At 70.9% G+C, this 17635-nt stretch carries 17 protein-coding genes; 13 read left to right on the top strand and 4 right to left on the bottom strand.

Annotated elements, in window-relative coordinates:
* Window positions 1-35 precede the first annotated feature (35 nt).
* Genes AB0C30_RS53030 through AB0C30_RS53045 form a run of 4 tightly spaced genes read left to right on the top strand, consistent with a single transcriptional unit; the run spans window position 36 to window position 4347 of the window.
* On the top strand, window positions 36-1085 hold the full coding sequence (locus tag AB0C30_RS53030; protein WP_357959020.1) for an alcohol dehydrogenase catalytic domain-containing protein: 1050 nt from the start codon (window positions 36-38) through the stop codon (window positions 1083-1085).
* Between the two features lies 1 nt (window position 1086).
* On the top strand, window positions 1087-1923 hold the full coding sequence (locus AB0C30_RS53035; protein WP_357959023.1) for a hypothetical protein: 837 nt from the start codon (window positions 1087-1089) through the stop codon (window positions 1921-1923).
* A gap of 7 nt (window positions 1924-1930) precedes the next feature.
* Window positions 1931-3370 carry an FGGY family carbohydrate kinase gene (locus tag AB0C30_RS53040; protein ID WP_357959026.1) on the top strand — a complete coding sequence of 480 codons (1440 nt, stop codon included), beginning with the start codon at window positions 1931-1933 and terminating at the stop codon, window positions 3368-3370.
* Window positions 3367-4347, top strand: a complete 981-nt coding sequence (locus AB0C30_RS53045; protein WP_357959029.1) for a D-glycerate dehydrogenase — start codon at window positions 3367-3369, stop codon at window positions 4345-4347. Before AB0C30_RS53040 ends, AB0C30_RS53045 begins: the two co-directional genes overlap by 4 nt.
* On the opposite strand, the gene AB0C30_RS53050 is transcribed toward AB0C30_RS53045, so the two are convergent.
* A complete protein-coding gene (locus tag AB0C30_RS53050; protein WP_357959032.1) occupies window positions 4304-5695 on the bottom strand; it encodes an ATP-binding protein in 1392 nt (463 codons plus the stop codon). The two genes, AB0C30_RS53045 and AB0C30_RS53050, sit on opposite strands and share 44 nt — an antisense overlap.
* A gap of 298 nt (window positions 5696-5993) precedes the next feature.
* Here AB0C30_RS53050 and AB0C30_RS53055 point away from each other — a divergent pair, with 298 nt between their 5' ends.
* Window positions 5994-6983 (top strand): NAD-dependent epimerase/dehydratase family protein, encoded by a 990-nt coding sequence (locus AB0C30_RS53055; RefSeq protein ID WP_357959035.1) that lies wholly within the window; start codon window positions 5994-5996, stop codon window positions 6981-6983.
* A 147-nt stretch (window positions 6984-7130) separates the two neighbouring features.
* Complete coding sequence (locus tag AB0C30_RS53060; RefSeq protein ID WP_357959038.1) at window positions 7131-8537, top strand: cytosine permease; 1407 nt, start codon at window positions 7131-7133, stop codon at window positions 8535-8537.
* Window positions 8538-8668: 131 nt separating this feature from the next.
* Here AB0C30_RS53060 and AB0C30_RS53065 read toward each other — a convergent pair whose 3' ends face one another.
* Window positions 8669-10438 carry an alkyl sulfatase dimerization domain-containing protein gene (locus AB0C30_RS53065; protein WP_357959042.1) on the bottom strand — a complete coding sequence of 590 codons (1770 nt, stop codon included), beginning with the start codon at window positions 10436-10438 and terminating at the stop codon, window positions 8669-8671.
* A gap of 79 nt (window positions 10439-10517) precedes the next feature.
* On the opposite strand from AB0C30_RS53065, the gene AB0C30_RS53070 reads away from it, so the two are divergent.
* The 4 genes from AB0C30_RS53070 to AB0C30_RS53085 all read left to right on the top strand — a co-directional run bounded on the left by AB0C30_RS53070 (window position 10518) and on the right by AB0C30_RS53085 (window position 13484).
* Complete coding sequence (locus AB0C30_RS53070; protein WP_357959044.1) at window positions 10518-11159, top strand: HAD family phosphatase; 642 nt, start codon at window positions 10518-10520, stop codon at window positions 11157-11159.
* Window positions 11160-11214: 55 nt separating this feature from the next.
* On the top strand, window positions 11215-11688 hold the full coding sequence (locus AB0C30_RS53075) for a GNAT family N-acetyltransferase (protein ID WP_357959046.1): 474 nt from the start codon (window positions 11215-11217) through the stop codon (window positions 11686-11688).
* 18 nt (window positions 11689-11706) lie between these two features.
* Entirely contained in the window at window positions 11707-12645 is a 939-nt protein-coding gene (locus AB0C30_RS53080; protein WP_357959050.1) for a ribose-phosphate pyrophosphokinase, read from the top strand.
* 62 nt (window positions 12646-12707) lie between these two features.
* Window positions 12708-13484 carry an SDR family oxidoreductase gene (locus AB0C30_RS53085; protein ID WP_357959053.1) on the top strand — a complete coding sequence of 259 codons (777 nt, stop codon included), beginning with the start codon at window positions 12708-12710 and terminating at the stop codon, window positions 13482-13484.
* Between the two features lie 90 nt (window positions 13485-13574).
* Here AB0C30_RS53085 and AB0C30_RS53090 read toward each other — a convergent pair whose 3' ends face one another.
* The gene (locus AB0C30_RS53090) at window positions 13575-14333 is read right to left on the bottom strand and encodes an SDR family oxidoreductase (protein WP_357959056.1); all 759 of its coding nucleotides are present in this window, start codon (window positions 14331-14333) and stop codon (window positions 13575-13577) included.
* Window positions 14334-14343: 10 nt separating this feature from the next.
* On the opposite strand from AB0C30_RS53090, the gene AB0C30_RS53095 reads away from it, so the two are divergent.
* Together AB0C30_RS53095 and AB0C30_RS53100 are read left to right on the top strand one after the other, a co-directional pair.
* Window positions 14344-15072: a nucleotidyltransferase domain-containing protein gene (locus AB0C30_RS53095; RefSeq protein WP_357959060.1), complete on the top strand. Its 729-nt coding sequence runs from the start codon at window positions 14344-14346 to the stop codon at window positions 15070-15072.
* 65 nt (window positions 15073-15137) lie between these two features.
* Complete coding sequence (locus AB0C30_RS53100; RefSeq protein WP_357959063.1) at window positions 15138-15776, top strand: maleylpyruvate isomerase N-terminal domain-containing protein; 639 nt, start codon at window positions 15138-15140, stop codon at window positions 15774-15776.
* 16 nt (window positions 15777-15792) lie between these two features.
* Here the strand turns inward: AB0C30_RS53100 and AB0C30_RS53105 are convergent, their stop codons facing one another.
* Window positions 15793-16359: a TetR/AcrR family transcriptional regulator gene (locus AB0C30_RS53105; protein WP_357959066.1), complete on the bottom strand. Its 567-nt coding sequence runs from the start codon at window positions 16357-16359 to the stop codon at window positions 15793-15795.
* Between the two features lie 73 nt (window positions 16360-16432).
* On the opposite strand from AB0C30_RS53105, the gene AB0C30_RS53110 reads away from it, so the two are divergent.
* Window positions 16433-17608 carry an FAD-dependent monooxygenase gene (locus AB0C30_RS53110; protein ID WP_357959069.1) on the top strand — a complete coding sequence of 392 codons (1176 nt, stop codon included), beginning with the start codon at window positions 16433-16435 and terminating at the stop codon, window positions 17606-17608.
* Window positions 17609-17635: the final 27 nt, after the last annotated feature.

Consider the following 17635-nt stretch of genomic DNA (forward strand, 5'->3'; position numbering starts at 1 on the left):
GACAGCGACGACCGACCCCCACCGAGCGAGAGGCCATGATGAAACAGGCAGTGTTGCGCGCCCCAGAGCGCCTGGACGTGTCCCAGGTCGAGCGGCCCGCGCTGGAGCCGGGCGACGTCCTGGTCCGCGTGGAGAGCTCCCTCGTGTGCGGCACCGACATCCGCATCTACCAGGGCACCAAGAAGCGGAACGTCACGTATCCCACCGTGATGGGTCACGAGTTCGCCGGGACGATCGCCGAGGTGGCCGGTGCCCTGCCGGCCGGGCTGTCCATCGGGGACCAGGTGGCGGTCTATCCGCTGGTGCCGTGCGGCGCCTGCGTGGCGTGCGCCAAGGACCGCGGCAACATCTGCCGCAACCGGGTCGCGTTCGGCTACCAACTGCCCGGCGGTTTCTCCCAGTACGTCCGGGTGCCCGCGCAGGCGGTCGAAGCGGGCAATCTGGTGCCCGTGCCCGGCGTGTCCGCCGCGGAGGCCGCCATCGTGGAGCCCCTGGCCTGCGCCTACAACGGCCAGCTGCTGGCCGGCGCGCCGGGCGCGGAGACCATGCTGGTCAGCGGGTGCGGGCCGCTGGGGCTCATGCACGTACGGCTGGCCAGGGAGCTGGGCGTCCCGCGGGTCGTGGCGGTCGATCCGATCCCTGAGCGGCGCGAAGCCGCGCTGGCGTCCGGCGCCGAGCTCGCCCTGCCCCCCGGCGAGGGCACCGCGGCCGACGTGCTGGAGTGGACCGGCGGGGCGGGCGTCGACGTGCTCATCGCCGCCGTGGGACGGCTCGACGCCGTGCATCCCTACCTGGCCTGCCTGGCACCCGGTGCCAGGGTCAGCATGTTCGCGGGGTTCGGTGGCGAGGGCAGCGTGCTGGAGATCCCGGCCAACGACATCCACTACAACGAGTGGTCCGTCGTGGGCGCCTCCTCGTGCCGGCTCGACGGCTTCACGAAGATCGCCGAAATGATCTCCGCGGGCGAGCTCAGGGTGGACGACCTGGTCGGCACTCAGTTCCCGATAGACGACATGGCCAAGGCCATCGACCTGGCCGCTTCAGGCCGCGACCTCCGCGTCGGCATATCTCCTTGGAAGGACTGACATGACGGCTTACGCCACACTCGATATCAACCCGACGGGCACGACCAGCGCTCTGGGCCGGACGATCCGGCTGCGCCGGCTGTTCGGCGCCACGGGCCGGACGGTCACCGTGGCCCTCGACCAGGCGGTGCCGCGCGGTGTCGCCCCTCGCCTGGCGGGGATCGCACCCACGTACGACGGCATCGCGGCGGCGGGTCCCGACGCCGTGACGATGTTCAAGGGCATCGCCGGACACGTGATCGCCCACAATCCCACGCGCGTCCCGTGGATCCTGAAGGCGTCGACGTTCTCCGTGGACTTCCACGCCCACTACGACGCGGTCGTGGCCAGCGTGTCCGACGCGATCCGCCTGGGTGCCGAGGCGGTCGCGGTGGGCATCAGCGCGGGGTCCTCCAACCAGGCGCGCGACCTCGAACTGCTGTCGGGCGTCGTGGAGAGCGCCGGCGCGGTCGGACTGCCCGTGGTCTGCCACGCCTACCCCAGCGGGGAGCTGTGGGAGGACAGGAAGGGCAGCGTCGAGGCGATCCTGTACGCCGCCAGGGCCGCCGCCGAGCTGGGCGTCGACGTGGTCAAGACCTGGTACTCCGGCTCGACGGAGTCCTTCCGCGAGATCGTCGAGGGCACGCCCGCGATCGTCGTGGCCGCCGGCGGCGCCAAGGCCGACAGCCCGTTGCAGGTGCTCCGGCAGGCGGCCTCGGTGATCGAGGCGGGCGGGCGCGGTGTCACCTTCGGCCGGAACGTGTGGGGCGCGGAGGATCCCGGCAAGATGGTGCGAGCCCTCCGCGCGGTCGTCCATGAGGACGTCGAGCCGGAGAAGGCCGCGGAGCTGCTGAAGTAGGGACCACATGGCCACCTATCTGGGGATCGACCTCGGCACGTCGGCGACCAAGACCGTCCTGGTCGACGGCGCCGGCCGGGTGCTCGCCCGCGGCCGCGCCGACCACCGTCCCGCTCACCGGCAGGCGCGGGGCCGGGTGGACACGGCGGAATGGGCGCGCAGCGTGCGGCTGGCCTGCCACGATCTCGGCGACGCCACCCGCGCCGACGCCGTGGGCCTGGCCGTGCACTGCCCGGTCGCGATCCCCCTCGACGACGCCGGCGAGGCCGTCGCGCCCGGCCTGTGCTGGGATCATCCCGCGCTCCCCGACCTCGTGGAGGCGTACGCCAAGGCACGCGGCGACGAGGCGGCCGCCCTGGTGGGCAATGCCGCCTTTCCGGCCACCGCTATGGGGCTGGCCTGGCGGTTCTTCGCCGAGCACGAGCCGGAGACCTTGGCGCGTACGCGCACGATGGGGTTCGTCGGCACCTGGCTGGGGCACCGGCTGACCAGCCGCGACGCGATCGACCCCACGCAGGCCTCCTACAGCGGCCTGTTCGCCTGCACCGACGGCTGTGACTGGATCGACGACCTCGCCGCCCTGGTGGGGGTGCCCAGGCACGTCCTGCCGCCGGTGCTCCCGTCGCTGTCGCCCCTCGGCACCCTCCTGCCCGAGGCCGCCGCCGAGCTGGGGCTGCGCCCTGGCATCCCGGTCGTCACCGGGGCGGCCGACACGGCGGCCGCCGCCTGCCTGCTCGACATCCACGGGTCTCGCGCGCCGCTGTACACGGTGGGCACGACGCATGTGGTCACGCGGAGCTCCGCCGTACCTGATCGGGCGCCGCGGGTGTTGCAGCGCGCGGACGTACGGCCGGGCAGATGGCTGTGGCATTCCGCGACGAACGGCGGCGTGGCTCTGTCGGTCGCGGCGCGGCTGCTCGGCTACGGCGACGCGGTGGAGGAGCTGATCGCCAGAGCCGGAGCGGCCACGATCGCGCAGGCCGAGGCGGCGCCGGTGTTCATCCCGCATGTGACGCCCGAGCGCGGCCCGCTGTGGCTGGAACGGCCGCGCACCGCCCTGCTCGGCTACCTGCCCGATACCGACGCCTGGTCGGCGGCGTGGGGCGCGGTCGAGGGGGTGGCCTTCGCGGTCCGCCTGATGCTGGGCGACTCCGATCATGTCGTTATGGTGGGCTCGCTGGATTACGCCGGGATCGTGGCGGACCTGTTCGGACGGCCGGTCCATCTCGTGGAGGAGACGTACCTGCCCGCGATGGGAGCCGCGGCGATGGCCGCCGAAGGGACGGACGGGGTCATACTCCCCGCGCCGCCGTATCGGCGCATCGACCCGCGGCCCGAGTGGGCGCACGTCGTCGCCGCGCGGTGGGAGTCGTACGGCGAGACCTGGGGCAGGATCGTGGGCCGCCCCGCCCCCACGGCACCCCCGATAAGCGAGGAGAGTCGATGATCTACGTGACCCGCACCTTGACCGACGCCGCCATGGCGCTCGTGCGCTCGCTCGGCCGTCCCGTGGTGTGCGGCGAGGAGGACCCGCCCGACCGCGCCACGCTGCTGCGCCTGGCCGCGGGCGCGGAGGGGGTCGTGTGTACGCTCACCGAGCGCATCGACGCCGAGTTCCTCGACGCGGCGGGCCCGTCGCTGCGGGTCGTCGCCAACACCGCGGTCGGCTACGACAACATCGACGTGGCCGCGGCCACCGAGCGCGGGATCCAGGTCACCAACACCCCCGGGGTGCTCGACGGCGCCACCGCCGATTTGACGATGGCGCTGATCCTGGCCGCCGCGCGCCGCGTGCTGGACGGCGACCGGCTGCTGCGGGAGCGTACCCCGTGGGTCTGGGGGCCGCGCATGCTGCTCGGGCTCGATCTCAGTGCCGGGGCGTCGCTCGGCGTGGTCGGCTACGGCCGCATCGGGCGGGCCGTGGCGCGGCGCGCCCGCGCGTTCGACATGGAGATCCTGGCCACGCCCACCTCCTCGCCGCTGGCGGAGGAGGATGAGCGGGGCGTCGAGTTCGTCGAGCTGCCCGAGCTGCTGGAGCGCGCCGACGTGGTCAGCCTGCACTGCCCGCTCACCCCGGCCACCCGCCACCTCATCGACGCCGACGCCCTGGGCCGCATGAAGCGCACCGCGATCCTGGTCAACACCGCTCGTGGCGGCATCGTCGACGAGGACGCGCTGGTGAAGGCGCTGCGGGCGGGGACGATCGCGGGGGCGGCCCTCGACGTGTTCGAGGGCGAGCCGGCGGTGAACCCGGCGCTGGTCGAGCTCGGCAACACCGTGCTGACCCCGCACATCGGCAGCGCGGGCACGGCGACCCGCGAGCGGATGTGTCACCTGTCGGTGTCGAACGTCGCGGCCGTGCTGGACGGGCGCGAACCGCTCACACCGGTGAATCTCCATCCAGGTACAGCGGCAGACGGGTGACGAACTGGGCGCCTGGATAGTGGTCGGTGATCGTCAGGGTCCCCCGGTGCGCCTGAGCGATCTCCCTCGACAGGGCCAGGCCGAGTCCGCTGCCCTCCTTGTCCCTGGCCCGGGCCTCGGCCAGGCGGGTGAAGCGCTCGAAGACGTGCTCGCGCTCGTCGGCCGCGATGCCCGCCCCGTCGTCGGTGACCGTGATGTCGACGGTCTTGTCTCGATGGTTGACCGCCACCTGGAGGTCGATCCTGTTGGTGGCGTGCCGGGTGGCATTGTCGAGCAGGTTGGTCAGCAGCCGGTCCAGCTGGATGCGCGAGCCCATGACAGGGGCCGTGCCCATCACGTGGGTGACGACGCTGATGTCGCCTCCCGCACGGCGCCGCCCCTGCTCCTCCGCCAGCTGGCAGGCGTCGACGACGTGCCAGTCGATGACGGCGCCCGCGTCGAGCCGGGCCAGCATCAGGAGCTCCTCGATGATGTCCGTCAGACGGTCGGCTGACTTCAGGGCCCGGGCGCCCGTCGACGCCCAGTCCGTGTCGTCCGGGTAGGCGCTGGCCACCTCCAGCTGGGTGCGCAGCGCGGTGATGGGGCTGCGGAGCTCGTGCGAGGCGTCGGCCACGAAGCGGCGTTGCGTCTCGGCGGAGCGTTCCAGCCGGTCGAGGGTGTCGTTGGTGGTCACGGCGAGGTTGGAGATCTCGTCCCCGGCGCCGGGCACGGGGACCCGGCGGCTCAGGTCGTGCCCGGTGATCTCGGCCAGCTCGGCCCGGATGCGCTCGACCGGGCGCAGGGTGTGGCCGACCACGGCCCAGGTGATGCCCGCGACGCCGAGCAGCATCAGTGGGGTGCCGAGGAAGATCAGGGCATAGAGCCACGCCAGTGCCCGGTTGACGTCGCTCAGTGAGGACGCGCCGTACACGGTGATCAGGCCGTACGGCGTCCGCGACTGCATGGCCATGACCAGGTACTTGGCGCCGTGCTCCACGCTCTCGCTGTCGCTGGTGAGCTCGATCTCGGTAGCGTAGATCGTCTCCGGCTGGGGCAGCCGCAGGTTCGCGACGGGGGGCTGGCCCCTCAGGTTGTGGCTGGAGGCGAGGACGGTGCCCTCGGACGAGACGACCTGCAGGAGGGGTACGCGGGCCGGCGTCGGGAGCACACTGCGCAGCTCCTTTGTGCGGGCGTCGTTTGCCACTCGTCGTACGGCCAGCTCCACCCGGTTCTGCACGGCGCCGCGGAGGCTGCTCGGCAACGTGCTCAGGGTGAGGCCGACCGTGGCGGCGAAGACCACGGCCGCGACCAGCGTCGCGATCATGGTCAGGCGAGCCCGGATCGAGCAGGGGAAGATCCTTTTCACCATTCCATGGTCCCTAGCATCACTATCTGTGACACTTCCCTATTATGCCGCGAGGAACAGCATTGATACTGACCTGCTGATATATCTACCTTTACAGCGCTAAATCGTCGCGGAGAGTAAGGGGCTCCACTGTCGGCGATTCCCCTGCCGGCGACGGCGCAGGCAGTGATTTCGCTGTCGGCGGTTCCGCGGTCGGTGGTTTCGCTGTCGGCGATTCTGCGGTCGGTGGTTTCGCTGCTGGCGATTCCGCTGTCGGCGTGCACCGCTACCGGGCGGTGGCCGGGATCGGCAGGGTGGTGGCATGAGGCTTCTGGTGCTGGGCGGGACGGAGTTCGTGGGGCGGGCCTTCGTCGAGGAGGCTGTCGCGTCCGGCTGGGACGTGACCGTGTTCAACCGGGGCACGCATGCCCCGCCACCCACAGTGACGGCGCTGCGGGGCGACCGGGCGAAGCCGGCTGGGCTGGCGGCGCTCGACCGTGGTGAGTGGGACGTCGTGGTCGACACCTGGTCGTGGGCGCCGTCCGCCGTACGCGACGCGGCGACGCTGCTGGCCGAGCGGGCGGGACACTACGTCTACGTGTCCAGCCGGTCCGTCTACACCTACCCGACTGCGGCCGGTGCCGGAGAGGACGCTCCGGTGGTGGCGGCCTCGGCCGATGACGGCGATGACGTGGGTTACGCGCGGTTCAAGGCCGGTGGGGAGCTGGCGGCGGTGGCGGCCTTCGGGGAGCGGGCGCTGCTGGCGCGGGCGGGGTTGGTCCTGGGACCGTACGAGAACATCGGGCGGTTGCCATGGTGGTTGAACAGGATCGCGCGTGGCGGGCCAGTGCTCGCGCCGGGGCCCGCCGAGCTGCCCCTGCAGTACGTGGACGCGCGCGACATGGCCCGGTGGTGCCTTGAGGTGGCCAAGGACGGACTGGGTGGCGCCTACAACGTGGTGAGCCCGTCGGGATTCGTCACCATGGAGGGGTTACTGCGGACCTGCGTACAGGTTACCGAGTCCGAGGCCGAGCTGCGGTGGGTGGAGCCGGAGCCGATCCTGGCTGCCGGCGTGGAGCCGTGGACCGATCTGCCGATCTGGCTGCAGGGCGATGACCACGACTCCATCCACCGAACCGACGTGTCCAAGGCGGTGGCGGCCGGGCTGCGATTCCGGCCGGTGGCCGAGACGGTGGCCGACACGTGGGCGTGGCTGCGGAGCATCGGCGGGCGGGCGCCCATGCGTCCCGACCGGCCGCCGGTCGGCCTGGACCCGAAGGTGGAGGCCGCGCTGCTGGGGCTCGACGGCTGATCTCAGCTGCTGCTGGGGCTCGACGGCTGATCCCGGCTGCTGGTGGGGCAGCCGCGGCTGCCGGTGCTCTGGGGCGGCGCGGTTACCAGGCGCGCCGTCCGGTCACCTGCTCTGGGGCGGCGCGGTTGCCGGGTGTACCGTCCGATCATGGACATGATGACCGTTGAGCAGAACGGCATCAACGCCGTTCCGGCAGCCGAGCGGCGGGGCGCGCCTCGGGACCTGTTATGGCCATGGGCCGGCGCCAACCTCTCCCTGTTCGGCGTCGCCTTCGGTGTCTACATCGTCGGGCTCGGTCTGGGCGTCGTCCCGGCGATCATCACGGGAGCGATCGGTTACGCGCTCTCGTTCGGGCTGGTCGGGCTGGTCGCCATCGCGGGCACCCGGTCGGGGGTGCCGACGATGACGCTCGGCCGCGCCCCCTTCGGCTACCAGGGCAACAAACTGCCGGCCGTACTCTCCTACGTCTCGAACGTCGGCTGGGAGATCGTGCTCGTGACGCTGTCGGCGCAGGGCGGCGCGGCGATCCTGAAGCGGGTCGCGCCCGGCATTCCCGGCACGACCGCCATGGCGGCCTGCTTCGCGGTCGCCGCGTTGCTCACGATCGTGATCGGGGTGTACGGCCACGCGTTGATCATGGCGGTGCAGCGGTATCTGACGTACGCGTTCATCGTGCTGACCGTCGTGTACATGATTCTCATGGCCCCGAAGCTCGGCACCTCGCTGGACACCACTGCGGGCCCCGGCGGCTGGGTGGGCGCGATCATCTTCGCGATGACGCTGCTCGGCCTGGGCTGGGTCAACTGCGGCGCCGACTACTCGCGCTACCTGCCCACCGCGTCCAAGCCCTCGTCGGTGGCGCTGTGGACGACGGTGGGCGGGGCGGTGCCGCCCATGGTGCTGCTCGTCTTCGGCGTGCTGCTGGCCGGCGGCGACCCCAAGCTGGCCCAGGCCGCGGGCGCGGATCCGGTCGGGGCGCTGGCGGCGGCGCTGCCGACCTGGTTCCTGCTGCCGTACCTGCTGACCGCCATCGGTGGTTTCCTGGCCGGGGCGATCATGGACATCTACTCGTCGGGACTGTCCATGCTGGCGCTGGGGGTGCCGATCAAGCGGCACTACGCGGTGCTCATCGACGGCGCGCTGATGGTGCTCGGCGGCTACTACCTGCTGTTCGTCTCCACCAGCTTTCTGGCGACCTTCCAGGCGTTCCTGGCGATCATCGGGGTGGTGATGGCCGCCTGGGTGGCCGTCTTCCTCGTCGACATGTGGCTCCGGCGGGCGGGTGGCCGGTCGTACGACGAGCGGCTGCTTCGGCCCGGGGCGCCCGCTCTGAACTGGTCCGGGGTGATCTCGCTGGTCGTGGCGTCTGTCGTGGGCGTCGGGCTCATCACCTCCACCGACCCGAACATCGCCCGGGTTGTCGGCTTCCTGATGAGTGACCAGCTGAGGGCGGGGACGTTCGGGGCGGCCAACATCGGCGTGGTGGTCGCGCTGGTGCTGGCGGGAGTTCTCTACTTCGCGATTTCGAGTCTGGCGCCCCGCCGTAGCGGCTGAGGGCCCCGGACGGCCTGTGACGGTCGTGGTGGCTGGGGTCCTTTGGGAGATACCCCCTCCGGGGAGAAGAGGAAGCCGGTCCGTCGTCGTACAAGGCCCAAGGACGGACACCCCCTCCGGGGGGCACTGTGTTAGGCGGTCACGATGGCGAAGTCGGGTATCGGGTGGTCGAGTACGGCCACCAGGCGCCGCAGTACGCCGATGTCGCCTTCTCGTTCGACCCGCTCGACCCCCCGGCCGGCCAGCAGGCCGAGCAGTTGCGCCTTGGTCAGTCGCAAGGTCAGGTCGACCGGCCCCTCGGGCGGGTCGGCGTGCTGGATGAGGGCGCCGTTCGACAGCGTGGTCCGGTACCTCTCGCCCAGGTCGGTCAGGTGCCAGTCGATGGACAGGCTCTCGTTCCAGGCCCGCGGGCCGTCGATCCGGATGGCGATCGATTCGAGGATCTGGTCGACGCCGAGCGCCGCGACCAGGCCGGGCGCGGCCCGCTCCGTGGCGGCCGGCACGACGCCGTCGCTCAGCTCCAGCGCGCCCGTCAGGTAGAGGTTGCGCCAGGTGGGGTTCTCCGCGCCGTGCCCGAGCCGGGTGTACACCTCGGCGAGCAGGTCACGCGCCTCCTTGTTGCCCTCGTCGGCGAAGACCGCGTGGTTGAGCAGCTGGGCGGCGAAGCGCAGGTCGTTCTCCTTGAGGTAGCGCCTGGCGAACGCGACGACGGCCGCCCCGCCGCCGAGGCACTCCACGTAGCGGATCGCGCTCTCCCTCGGCGGGTGCTCCCACAGGTGCGCGGGGTTGCCGTCGAACCAGCCCAGGTAGCGCTGGTAGATGGCCTTGACGCTGTGGCCGACCGGCCCGTGGTAGCCGTGCGTGTGCCAGACCTGCTCCAGCTCGGGCGGCACCCGCATGGCCTCGGCGATCTCGGCTCCGGTCAGGCCCTTGTTCATCAGCCGCAGGGTCTGGTCATGCAGGTAGGAGTACAGGTCGCGCTGCTGCGTCAGGAACCGGGTGATCTCCGGTCCGCCCCAGGTGGGCCAGTGGTGCGAGGCGAAGGCGACATCGAGCTCGGCCGCGAACATAGCGACCGTCTCGTCCAGCTGCCGGGCCAGGGCCTTGGCGTCCCGCAGGGGCAGGAGGTTGTGCGGGTTGCGGGTGGCGTTCTCGCCCAGGCACAGGGCCCGGCGGCCGGGCAGGTACAGGGCCAGCTCCGGTGGCGACTGGGCGAGCTGGAAGACGATGCGTACCCCGTCGACCGTCTCCTCCTGTCCCGTACGTTCGACGTCGATCGTGGGGGCGATGAGCGAGATGGAGCGGGTCTTGCCCAGGCCCGTACCGATCTGGCCGTCGGGTGATCGTTCGAGGGCCTGGCCGTACAGGTAGACGGATCGGCGGGCCGTGGCGGACCAGGCGTGCAGGTGCTCGCGGGCGACGTTCCGCAGGAAGCCCGCGGGCGCCAGGATCGGCACGCCGCCGCCGGTGACGCCGCGCACGCCGCCGAAGTGGTCGACGTGCGGATGCGTGTAGATCACCCCGGTCACGGGCCGGGCGCCGCGATGGGTTCGGTAGAGGCGCAGCGCGGCGGCGGCGCATTCGGTGGAGATGAGCGGGTCGATGATGATCACGCCGGAGTCGCCCTCGACGATCGACATGTTCGACAGGTCGAACCCGCGCACCTGGTAGACGCCGTCCGTCACCTCGTACAGCCCCTGCCTGGCGGAGAGCCGCGCCTGCCGCCACAGGCTGGGATGCGCGCTGCCGGGGCACTCCTGCTCCAGGAAGGCGGCCGACTCGCCGTCCCAGATGACCTTGCTGTCGACGGCGCTGACCACCGCCGGGCTGAACTTCGCGATGAAGCCGCGATCCGCCGCCGCCTCGAAGTCGTTGGAATCGTGGAGTGGAAGGTCGGCCATGCCCAGGCCCATTCCCGAGAACCGGTCAACGCATATCCTCGTTAATGGGCAATCCCGACAAAGCCCGCTAGGGGGTTCCGTGGAAGCGTGCGTGTTCGACCTCGACGGCGTGCTCGTCGACTCCGAGCCGGTCTGGGAGGAGGTACGGCGGGCGTACGTCGCCGAACACGGCGGCACCTGGCAGGAGGACACCCAGTCCAGGCTCATGGGGATGAGCACCCAGGAATGGGCTGCCTACCTGCACGAACTCGGTGTTGCGCGGCCTCCGGACGAGATCGCGCGCGGCGTGGTGGACCAGATGGCCGAGCGCTACCGGCACGGCGTACCGCTGATGAAGGGGGCGCCCGAGGCGGTACGGCGCCTGGCGGCGGACCTCACGCTGGGCCTGGCCAGCTCCTCGCCGCGTGCGTTGATCGAGGTGGTGCTGGACGCGGCCGACTTCCGTGACTGCTTCGCCGTCACCGTCTCCACCGAGGAGGTACCGCGCGGCAAGCCCGCCCCCGACGGCTACCTGGAGGCGACCGCCAAGCTGGGGGTCGATCCGCGCGAGAGCGTGGCGGTGGAGGATTCGAGCAACGGCCTGCGTTCGGCGCACGCGGCCGGGATGCGGGTGATCGCCGTGCCCCATCCCCGCTATCCGCCCGCCCCCGACGCGCTGGCACTCGCCTGGAAGGTGGTCCCCGACCTCGACTCCCTCACGGTCGCGGCACTCGAACGATGACTCGACTCAGTAACTCCCGTACGATGACCCGACTCACAATGGCGGCGCTCCAGCGATGATCCGACTCAGAACTCCCGCCGATCTCGACGCGTGTGTGCAGGCGCTGGCCGAGGTGCAGGCCGCCGACCGTTACCCCGTGGACTGGCCCGACGATCCGCAGAGCTGGCTCACGCCTGGCGACCTGCTCCGCGCCTGGATCGCCCTGGACGAGCAGGGCGTCATAGTCGGTCATGTCGGGCTCGCTCAGGTCGAGTCGCGGGTGGCCGAGCTGGTCGGCGCGCCCGTCCGCGCGTCCGTGACCCGTCTGTTCGTCACGCCCTCCGCCCGGCGTGGCGGGCTCGCCGCCCGTCTGCTGGACACCGCCCTCGCCGACGCGGACGGACGTCTCACCCTGGAGGTCTCCGACGAGGGCCGGGCGGCCATCGCCGCCTACGAGAGGTACGGCTGGCAGCGTGTCGCCACCTCCCGGGCCCGATGGCGCAACGCGGCCGGTGAACCTGCCCTGGTGCACCATTACCTGAGCCCGTGAAGCTATCCTTTCGGAATCGTGCGAGACATCACGGTATTCAGCGGCAGCGCCCACCCCGACCTGGCTGAGGAGATCTGCTCCCACCTGGGCACCCCGCTCCACCCGGTCAAGGTCAGCCGCTTCGCCAACGACGTGCTGGAGGTCCAGCTCCAGGCCAACTGCAGAGAACGCGACGTCTTCATCATCCAGCCGCTTGTTCCGCCCGTACAGGAGAACCTGGTCGAGCTGCTGCTGATGCTCGACGCCGCCCGTGGCGCGTCCGCCGCAAGGACGACCGTGGTGATGCCGCATTACGCATTTGCCCGGAGTGACAAAAAGGACGCGCCGCGCATCTCCATGGGGGCCAGGCTGGTGGCGGATCTGCTGGTGACGGCGGGCGCCGGGCGGGTGCTGACGATGACGCTGCACTCGCCGCAGGTGCACGGCTTCTTCAGCGTGCCCGTCGACCACCTGCACGCGCTGCGCGAGCTGGCCGCCCATTTCCGCCAGTACGACCTGTCCAACACCGTCGTCGTCTCCCCCGACCTGGGCAACGCCAAGGAGGCCGCGCACTTCGCCCGGCTGCTCGGCACCGACGTGGCGATGGGGGCCAAGCAGCGCTTCAGCGACGACCGGGTGGTGATCAGCTCGGTGATCGGCGAGGTCGAGGGCAAGGACGTGATCATCCTGGACGACGAGATCGCCAAGGGCACGACCGTCATCGAGCTGCTCGACCGGCTGCGCGAGCGTGGCGTCAACTCCGTACGCGTGGCGTGCACGCATGGGCTGTTCGCGGCCGGGTCGATCGAGCGGCTGACCGCGCTGCCCGAGGTCGAGGAGATCGTCTGCACCAACACCGTGCCCGTGCCCAAGCCCACGGACAAGCTCACGGTCCTGTCGATCGCCCCGGCGCTGGCCGAGGCGATGCGGCGGATCCACGACGGGGAGTCGGTGAGCGCGCTGTTCAGCGCGCCCTGACAAAAGGCCGGTTCCGGTCCCCCTGGCTCGCCATGGGGGATTAATCACGACATGCTCCTCGGATGGTCGATACGAAACTCGCCGGTCGGACCGTTCTCGTCACCGGCGCCAGTGGAGGCATCGGGGCGGCGGTCGCGCGGGCCTTCTCGGCTGAGGGGGCGCGGGTGGCGGTGCACTACTTCAGTGAGAGGCCCGCTCCCCCGGGCGTCACCTGGGAGCATGTCACCCCCACCAGGGACGTCGCCGAGGCGCTGGCCGCCGGGCTCCGCGACGCGGTGGCCGTACCCGCCGACCTACGTGAGCCGCAGGCGGCGCGACAGCTGTTCGACGCGGTCGAGCGGCTGCTGGGGCCGGTCGACGTGCTGGTGAACAACGCCGCGCACTGCGAGACCCCGGACACCTTCGGCGCCCTCACCGCCGACGGCCTGCGCCGCCACTACGAGGTCAACGCGATCGCCCCCGCGCTGCTCGTCTCCGAACTGGCGAGCCGGCAGCGGGACGGCCGCGAGCCGTGCGTGGTGAACGTCTCCACGGACGCCGCGCGCGCCTTTCCCGGTCAGATCGGGTACGGGACGTCCAAGGCGGCACTGGAGGCCCTTACGCGGGCGGCCGCGCTCGACCTCGGTGCGACCGGCATCCGGGTCAACGCGGTGGCTCCCGGCCCGGTGCAGACCGGCTGGATGGACGCCGAGATGTGCGCGCGGGTCGGCGATATCGTGCCGCTGGGGCGGGTGGGCGAGCCCGCCGACATCGCCGACGCCGTCGTGTTCCTCGCCTCGCACCAGGCTCGGTGGATCACCGGTCAGGTTCTCCAGGTGGCGGGTGGCCACGCGCTTTAGTGCGGTGACCGCCTCAATCCCTGTAACGGTCCGTCGTGAGCTGAGGTCCTTTGGGGCAGAAGAGGCAAACGGTCCGTCGTGGACACCGCTCTAGACGAAGCCGCCGTTGCTCATCAGCAGTTGGCCGTTGATCCACTGGCCCTGTGGGGAGCACAGGAAGTCGACCAAGTTGGCGGTCTCCTTGGGCGTGCCGAGGCGGTTGAGTGGGGTCTGGCGGAGGAAGGTCTCCCGGGCCTCGTCCGACATCCAGCCGGTGTCCACCGGTCCGGGGTTGATGACGTTGGCGCTGACGCCGAGGTGGGCCAGCTCGCGGGCGGCGGCCAGGACGATGCGGTCCAGGGCGCCCTTGCTCGCGCCGTAGGGCAGGTTGCCGACCGTGTGGTCGCTGGTGAGGCCGATGATCCGGCCGGTCCCGTGGGCGCCCGAGAAGCGGCGGCCGTACTCGCGAATCAGCAGCCAGGTGGCCCGCGCGTTGACGGCGAAGTGGCGGTCGAAGCTCGCGAGGGTGGTGTCGAGCAGGCCGGAGGCGACCGATTCGCAGTGGCACATCACCAGGGCGGTGACGTTGCCCAGCCGGCGTTCGGCCTCGTCGAAGATCCGTGCGGGGGCGTCGGCGTCCGTCAGGTCGGCCTCGATCGCCGCGCCGCGCCCGGCGAGGCTTTCGCCGATCGCGTCGGCCGCCCCCGGCTCGGCACCCCAGGACATGCGCTCGTCGTACGGGGTCCAGTACGTGTAGGCGATGTCCCAGCCCGCGGCCGCCAGCCGGCGGGCGATGCCGGCGCCGATGCCGACAGTGCGGCCCACACCGGTGACCAGGGCCACTTTTCCGTCGCGTCTCGTGTCGACCATAGTGGCCATCATGCATGCGGCCACCGATCTTCTGCTAACCCGTTTCCTCCACGACATCAGGCCGGCCGTACCCCTGGTCGCCCTGTGGGCGCACGGGTCGCTCGCGGCGGGTGACTACCAGCCGGGCAAGAGCGATCTCGATCTCATCGCGGTGGTCGAGACGGACCTCACCGAGGAGCAGCGGCAACGGCTGGCCAAGCTGCACGAGGAGATCGTTCTGCCGCTCGCTGAGCATCTGCACTGCTCCTACATGCCCAAACACCGGCTGGGCGACTTCGCGACCGACCATGTGACCTGGGCGCACCAGGAGCTGTACGAGCGGCCGGTCACCCCGGTGACCCGTCGTGAGCTGCACTCGGGCGCTCTCGAGCTGCACGGCGAGCCGCCCGCGGGCCTGCTGCCGCCGGTGACGGACGAGGAGCTGAGCGAGTTCATCCGGGCGGATCTCCGGGACTTCTGGCTGGTCAAGACGCGCACGCGCAAGCTGTGGCTGCGGGACATCTGGGTGGATCTCGGGATGATCACCGTGGCGAGGGCGACGGTCACGTTGCGGGACGGGCGGCTGATCACCAAGCGGGAGGCCCTGGACGTGCTGGCCGAGCTCGGCGCGCCGATGAACGTGGTGGCGGACATCCGAGCCCGCAGGTACGGCCTGCCGCGGCCGTTCCTGAGCCGCTTCAGGCGCGCGACGCTGGCCAGGGTCTTCATCAGGTCGGCGATCAGGCGCGCCCTCGGCTGACGATCAGGACAGAACCCCGGATAGTCTTTGCCGGGTCACCACCAGAAAACGGGGAAAGGCGGGACATGGGGGAGATCAGGGAGTCCTATCTGGTCGCCGCGTCGTCCGCGGTGGCGCTGCTGCGTGAGCCGGCCGTGGCCGCCGCGTGGGAGAAGCCGAGCGCGTTGACCGAGTTCAGTGTGGCCGGACTGGCCGCGCACCTGGCCCACCAGATCGTCCGGGTCGACAACCTGCTCGAGGACGGCGGCCCGCCCGGTGAGCCGATCCCGCTGATCGAGCATTTCACCAGGTCGCCGTGGGTGCAGGCGGGTCTCGACCACGAGAGCAACGTGGGCATCCGGCGGGCCGGTGAGGTGGCCGCCGCCGACGGCCCGGTGGCGCTGGCCGCCAGGGCCGGCGAGCTGTTCGACCGGCAGCGGGTCGCCCTGCCCGCGCAGCCCAGCGACAAGGTGGTGTACCTGCCGTGGTCGGGCTGGTCGCTCCGGTTCGACGACCTCCTGCTCACCCGCCTGATGGAGCTGGTCGTGCACTCCGACGACCTGGCCGCCAGTGTGGGCGTGGAGACTCCCGAGCTGCCGGCCTCGGTCGTCGAGCCGGTCGTCGAGCTGCTGGCGCGGCTGGCCGTACACCGTCATGGCGCGACGGCGGTGATCCGCACGCTGAGCAGGGCCGAGCGGGCGCCCGCCACAATCAGCGCCTTCTAACCCGCGCCCGCCACAACTACCTCTGGACCATGCGCAGGGCCGCGACCACCTCGCGGCCCGACAGCGCGCTGTCGGGATCGATCAGCCACTGCGACAGGAATCCCGTCAGCATGGCCTGGTAGAACGTGCCGACCAGCCGCGCCCGCTCCGGCTCCGCCGCCGGGTCGATGCCCTCGAACAACTCCGCGAGCCCCTGACGCCCCTCCTGGATTCCGGCCACGAGCTGCTCCCGAATATCGGGCAGGTGGTCGATCTGGCCCAGCAGCTCGAACTGGGTGACCCAGAGCGGCCGCAGCCGGTCGAATGACTCGATCACCCGGTCCCATGCCGCCTCGAAGCGTTCGAGCGGCTCCGCGTCGGGCTTGACGTCGGCGGCCAGCGTCGCCGCCAGGTCGTCGCCCCACTCCCGCATCACCTCGAACAGCACCTCGTTCATCAGCGCGTCCTTCGACCTGAAGTGATAGCCGATGCCCGCCAGGCTCACTCCGGAGGCCGTGGCGATGTCGCGCGCCGTCGTGCGCGAGTAGCCCTTCTCGATCAGGCAGCGCTTGGCCCCGGCCAGCAGGTCTTCACGATTTCCCATGCCCAAAGTCTAACACGGACGTCTCAGAAATCCGTACTAGACAAGCGTCTGAGACGACTGTACCTTTCAGGGCATGACGAACATCCTGATCTCCGGCGCGAGCATCGCCGGCACCGCGACGGCTTACTGGCTGCGGCGGCACGGCTTCACCCCCACCGTGGTGGAGCGGGCGCCCTCGATCCGCGAGGGCGGCTACAAGGTCGACATCCGCGGCGTGGCGCTCGACGTGGTCGAGCGGATGGGCCTGCTCGACGCGGTCCGCGCCAGGAGCACCGACATGCGGATCGCGACACACTACGACGGCAAGGGCCGGCGGATCGCGGAGATGGACGCCGACCTGTTCGGCGGGCGCGAGGGCGCCGACGCCGAGATCATGCGCGGCGACCTCAACGAGCTCCTCTACGACCTGGCCCGCGACGACGTGGAGTACATCTTCGACGACTCGATCACCGGCATCGCCGAGGACGGGACGGTGACGTTCGAGCGGTCGGCGCCGCGGCGGTTCGACCTGGTCGTCGGAGCCGACGGGATGCACTCCAACACGCGCGGGCTGGTCTTCGGCGCGGAGTCGGCGTTCGTGCGCGATCTCGGCTACTACATCTTGATCTGTACGGTCCCCAACCGTCTGGGCCTCGACCGCGAGGAGGCGGTCCACGCCGCCCCCGGCCGGACCGCGAACGTCTACAGCACCAAGCAGGACGGCAACGCCAAGGCGCTGTTCATGTGGTCGTCGCAGCCGCTCACCTACGACCGCCGCGACCCGGACCAGCAGAAGGAGCTGCTGACCCAGGCCATGGCCGGGGTCGAGTGGGAGGTGCCCGCGCTGCTGGAGGCCGTGCGCGGGTCGACGGACTTCTACTTCGACTCCGTCAGCCAGATCCACATGGACCGCTGGTCCAAGGGCCGGGTCGTGCTGGTCGGCGACGCCGCCTACTGCGCCTCGCCGGCGTCGGGCCAGGGCACCAGCCTCGCCCTGGTGGGGGCGTACGTGCTGGCCGGTGAGCTGGCCTCCGGCGGCGGCGTGGACGGCTACGAGCGGGAGATGCGCGCCTTCGTGGACGCCAACCAGAAGCTGGGCCCGGCCAACGTCAAGGGCATGGTGCTGCCCTCACGCGCGGTCATCTGGTTCCAGACCAGGATGATCAGGCTGCTCCCCCACCTGCCCGGCCGTGACCGGATGATCGACCGCATCGCCGGGCCCATGGCCCGGGCCGCGACGGCCATCACGCTGAAGAACTATATGGAATAAAGCGTTCCGTTCTGGTAGATTGGGAAT

Origin of the sequence: Nonomuraea sp. NPDC048901 (assembly GCF_040649695.1) — a bacterium.
Taxonomy (GTDB): domain Bacteria; phylum Actinomycetota; class Actinomycetes; order Streptosporangiales; family Streptosporangiaceae; genus Nonomuraea.

Excerpts from the sequence above, each read along its gene's own strand:
- AB0C30_RS53030 (WP_357959020.1), top strand. The coding sequence starts at position 36 with ATGATGAAACAGGCAGTGTTGCGCGCCCCAGAGCGCCTGGACGTGTCC.
- AB0C30_RS53035 (WP_357959023.1), top strand. The coding sequence starts at position 1,087 with ATGACGGCTTACGCCACACTCGATATCAACCCGACGGGCACGACCAGC.
- AB0C30_RS53040 (WP_357959026.1), top strand. The coding sequence starts at position 1,931 with ATGGCCACCTATCTGGGGATCGACCTCGGCACGTCGGCGACCAAGACC.
- AB0C30_RS53045 (WP_357959029.1), top strand. The coding sequence starts at position 3,367 with ATGATCTACGTGACCCGCACCTTGACCGACGCCGCCATGGCGCTCGTG.
- AB0C30_RS53050 (WP_357959032.1), bottom strand. The coding sequence starts at position 5,695 with ATGGTGAAAAGGATCTTCCCCTGCTCGATCCGGGCTCGCCTGACCATG.
- AB0C30_RS53055 (WP_357959035.1), top strand. The coding sequence starts at position 5,994 with ATGAGGCTTCTGGTGCTGGGCGGGACGGAGTTCGTGGGGCGGGCCTTC.
- AB0C30_RS53060 (WP_357959038.1), top strand. The coding sequence starts at position 7,131 with ATGGACATGATGACCGTTGAGCAGAACGGCATCAACGCCGTTCCGGCA.
- AB0C30_RS53065 (WP_357959042.1), bottom strand. The coding sequence starts at position 10,438 with ATGGCCGACCTTCCACTCCACGATTCCAACGACTTCGAGGCGGCGGCG.
- AB0C30_RS53075 (WP_357959046.1), top strand. The coding sequence starts at position 11,215 with ATGATCCGACTCAGAACTCCCGCCGATCTCGACGCGTGTGTGCAGGCG.
- AB0C30_RS53085 (WP_357959053.1), top strand. The coding sequence starts at position 12,708 with ATGGTCGATACGAAACTCGCCGGTCGGACCGTTCTCGTCACCGGCGCC.
- AB0C30_RS53090 (WP_357959056.1), bottom strand. The coding sequence starts at position 14,333 with ATGGTCGACACGAGACGCGACGGAAAAGTGGCCCTGGTCACCGGTGTG.
- AB0C30_RS53095 (WP_357959060.1), top strand. The coding sequence starts at position 14,344 with ATGCATGCGGCCACCGATCTTCTGCTAACCCGTTTCCTCCACGACATC.
- AB0C30_RS53100 (WP_357959063.1), top strand. The coding sequence starts at position 15,138 with ATGGGGGAGATCAGGGAGTCCTATCTGGTCGCCGCGTCGTCCGCGGTG.
- AB0C30_RS53105 (WP_357959066.1), bottom strand. The coding sequence starts at position 16,359 with ATGGGAAATCGTGAAGACCTGCTGGCCGGGGCCAAGCGCTGCCTGATC.
- AB0C30_RS53110 (WP_357959069.1), top strand. The coding sequence starts at position 16,433 with ATGACGAACATCCTGATCTCCGGCGCGAGCATCGCCGGCACCGCGACG.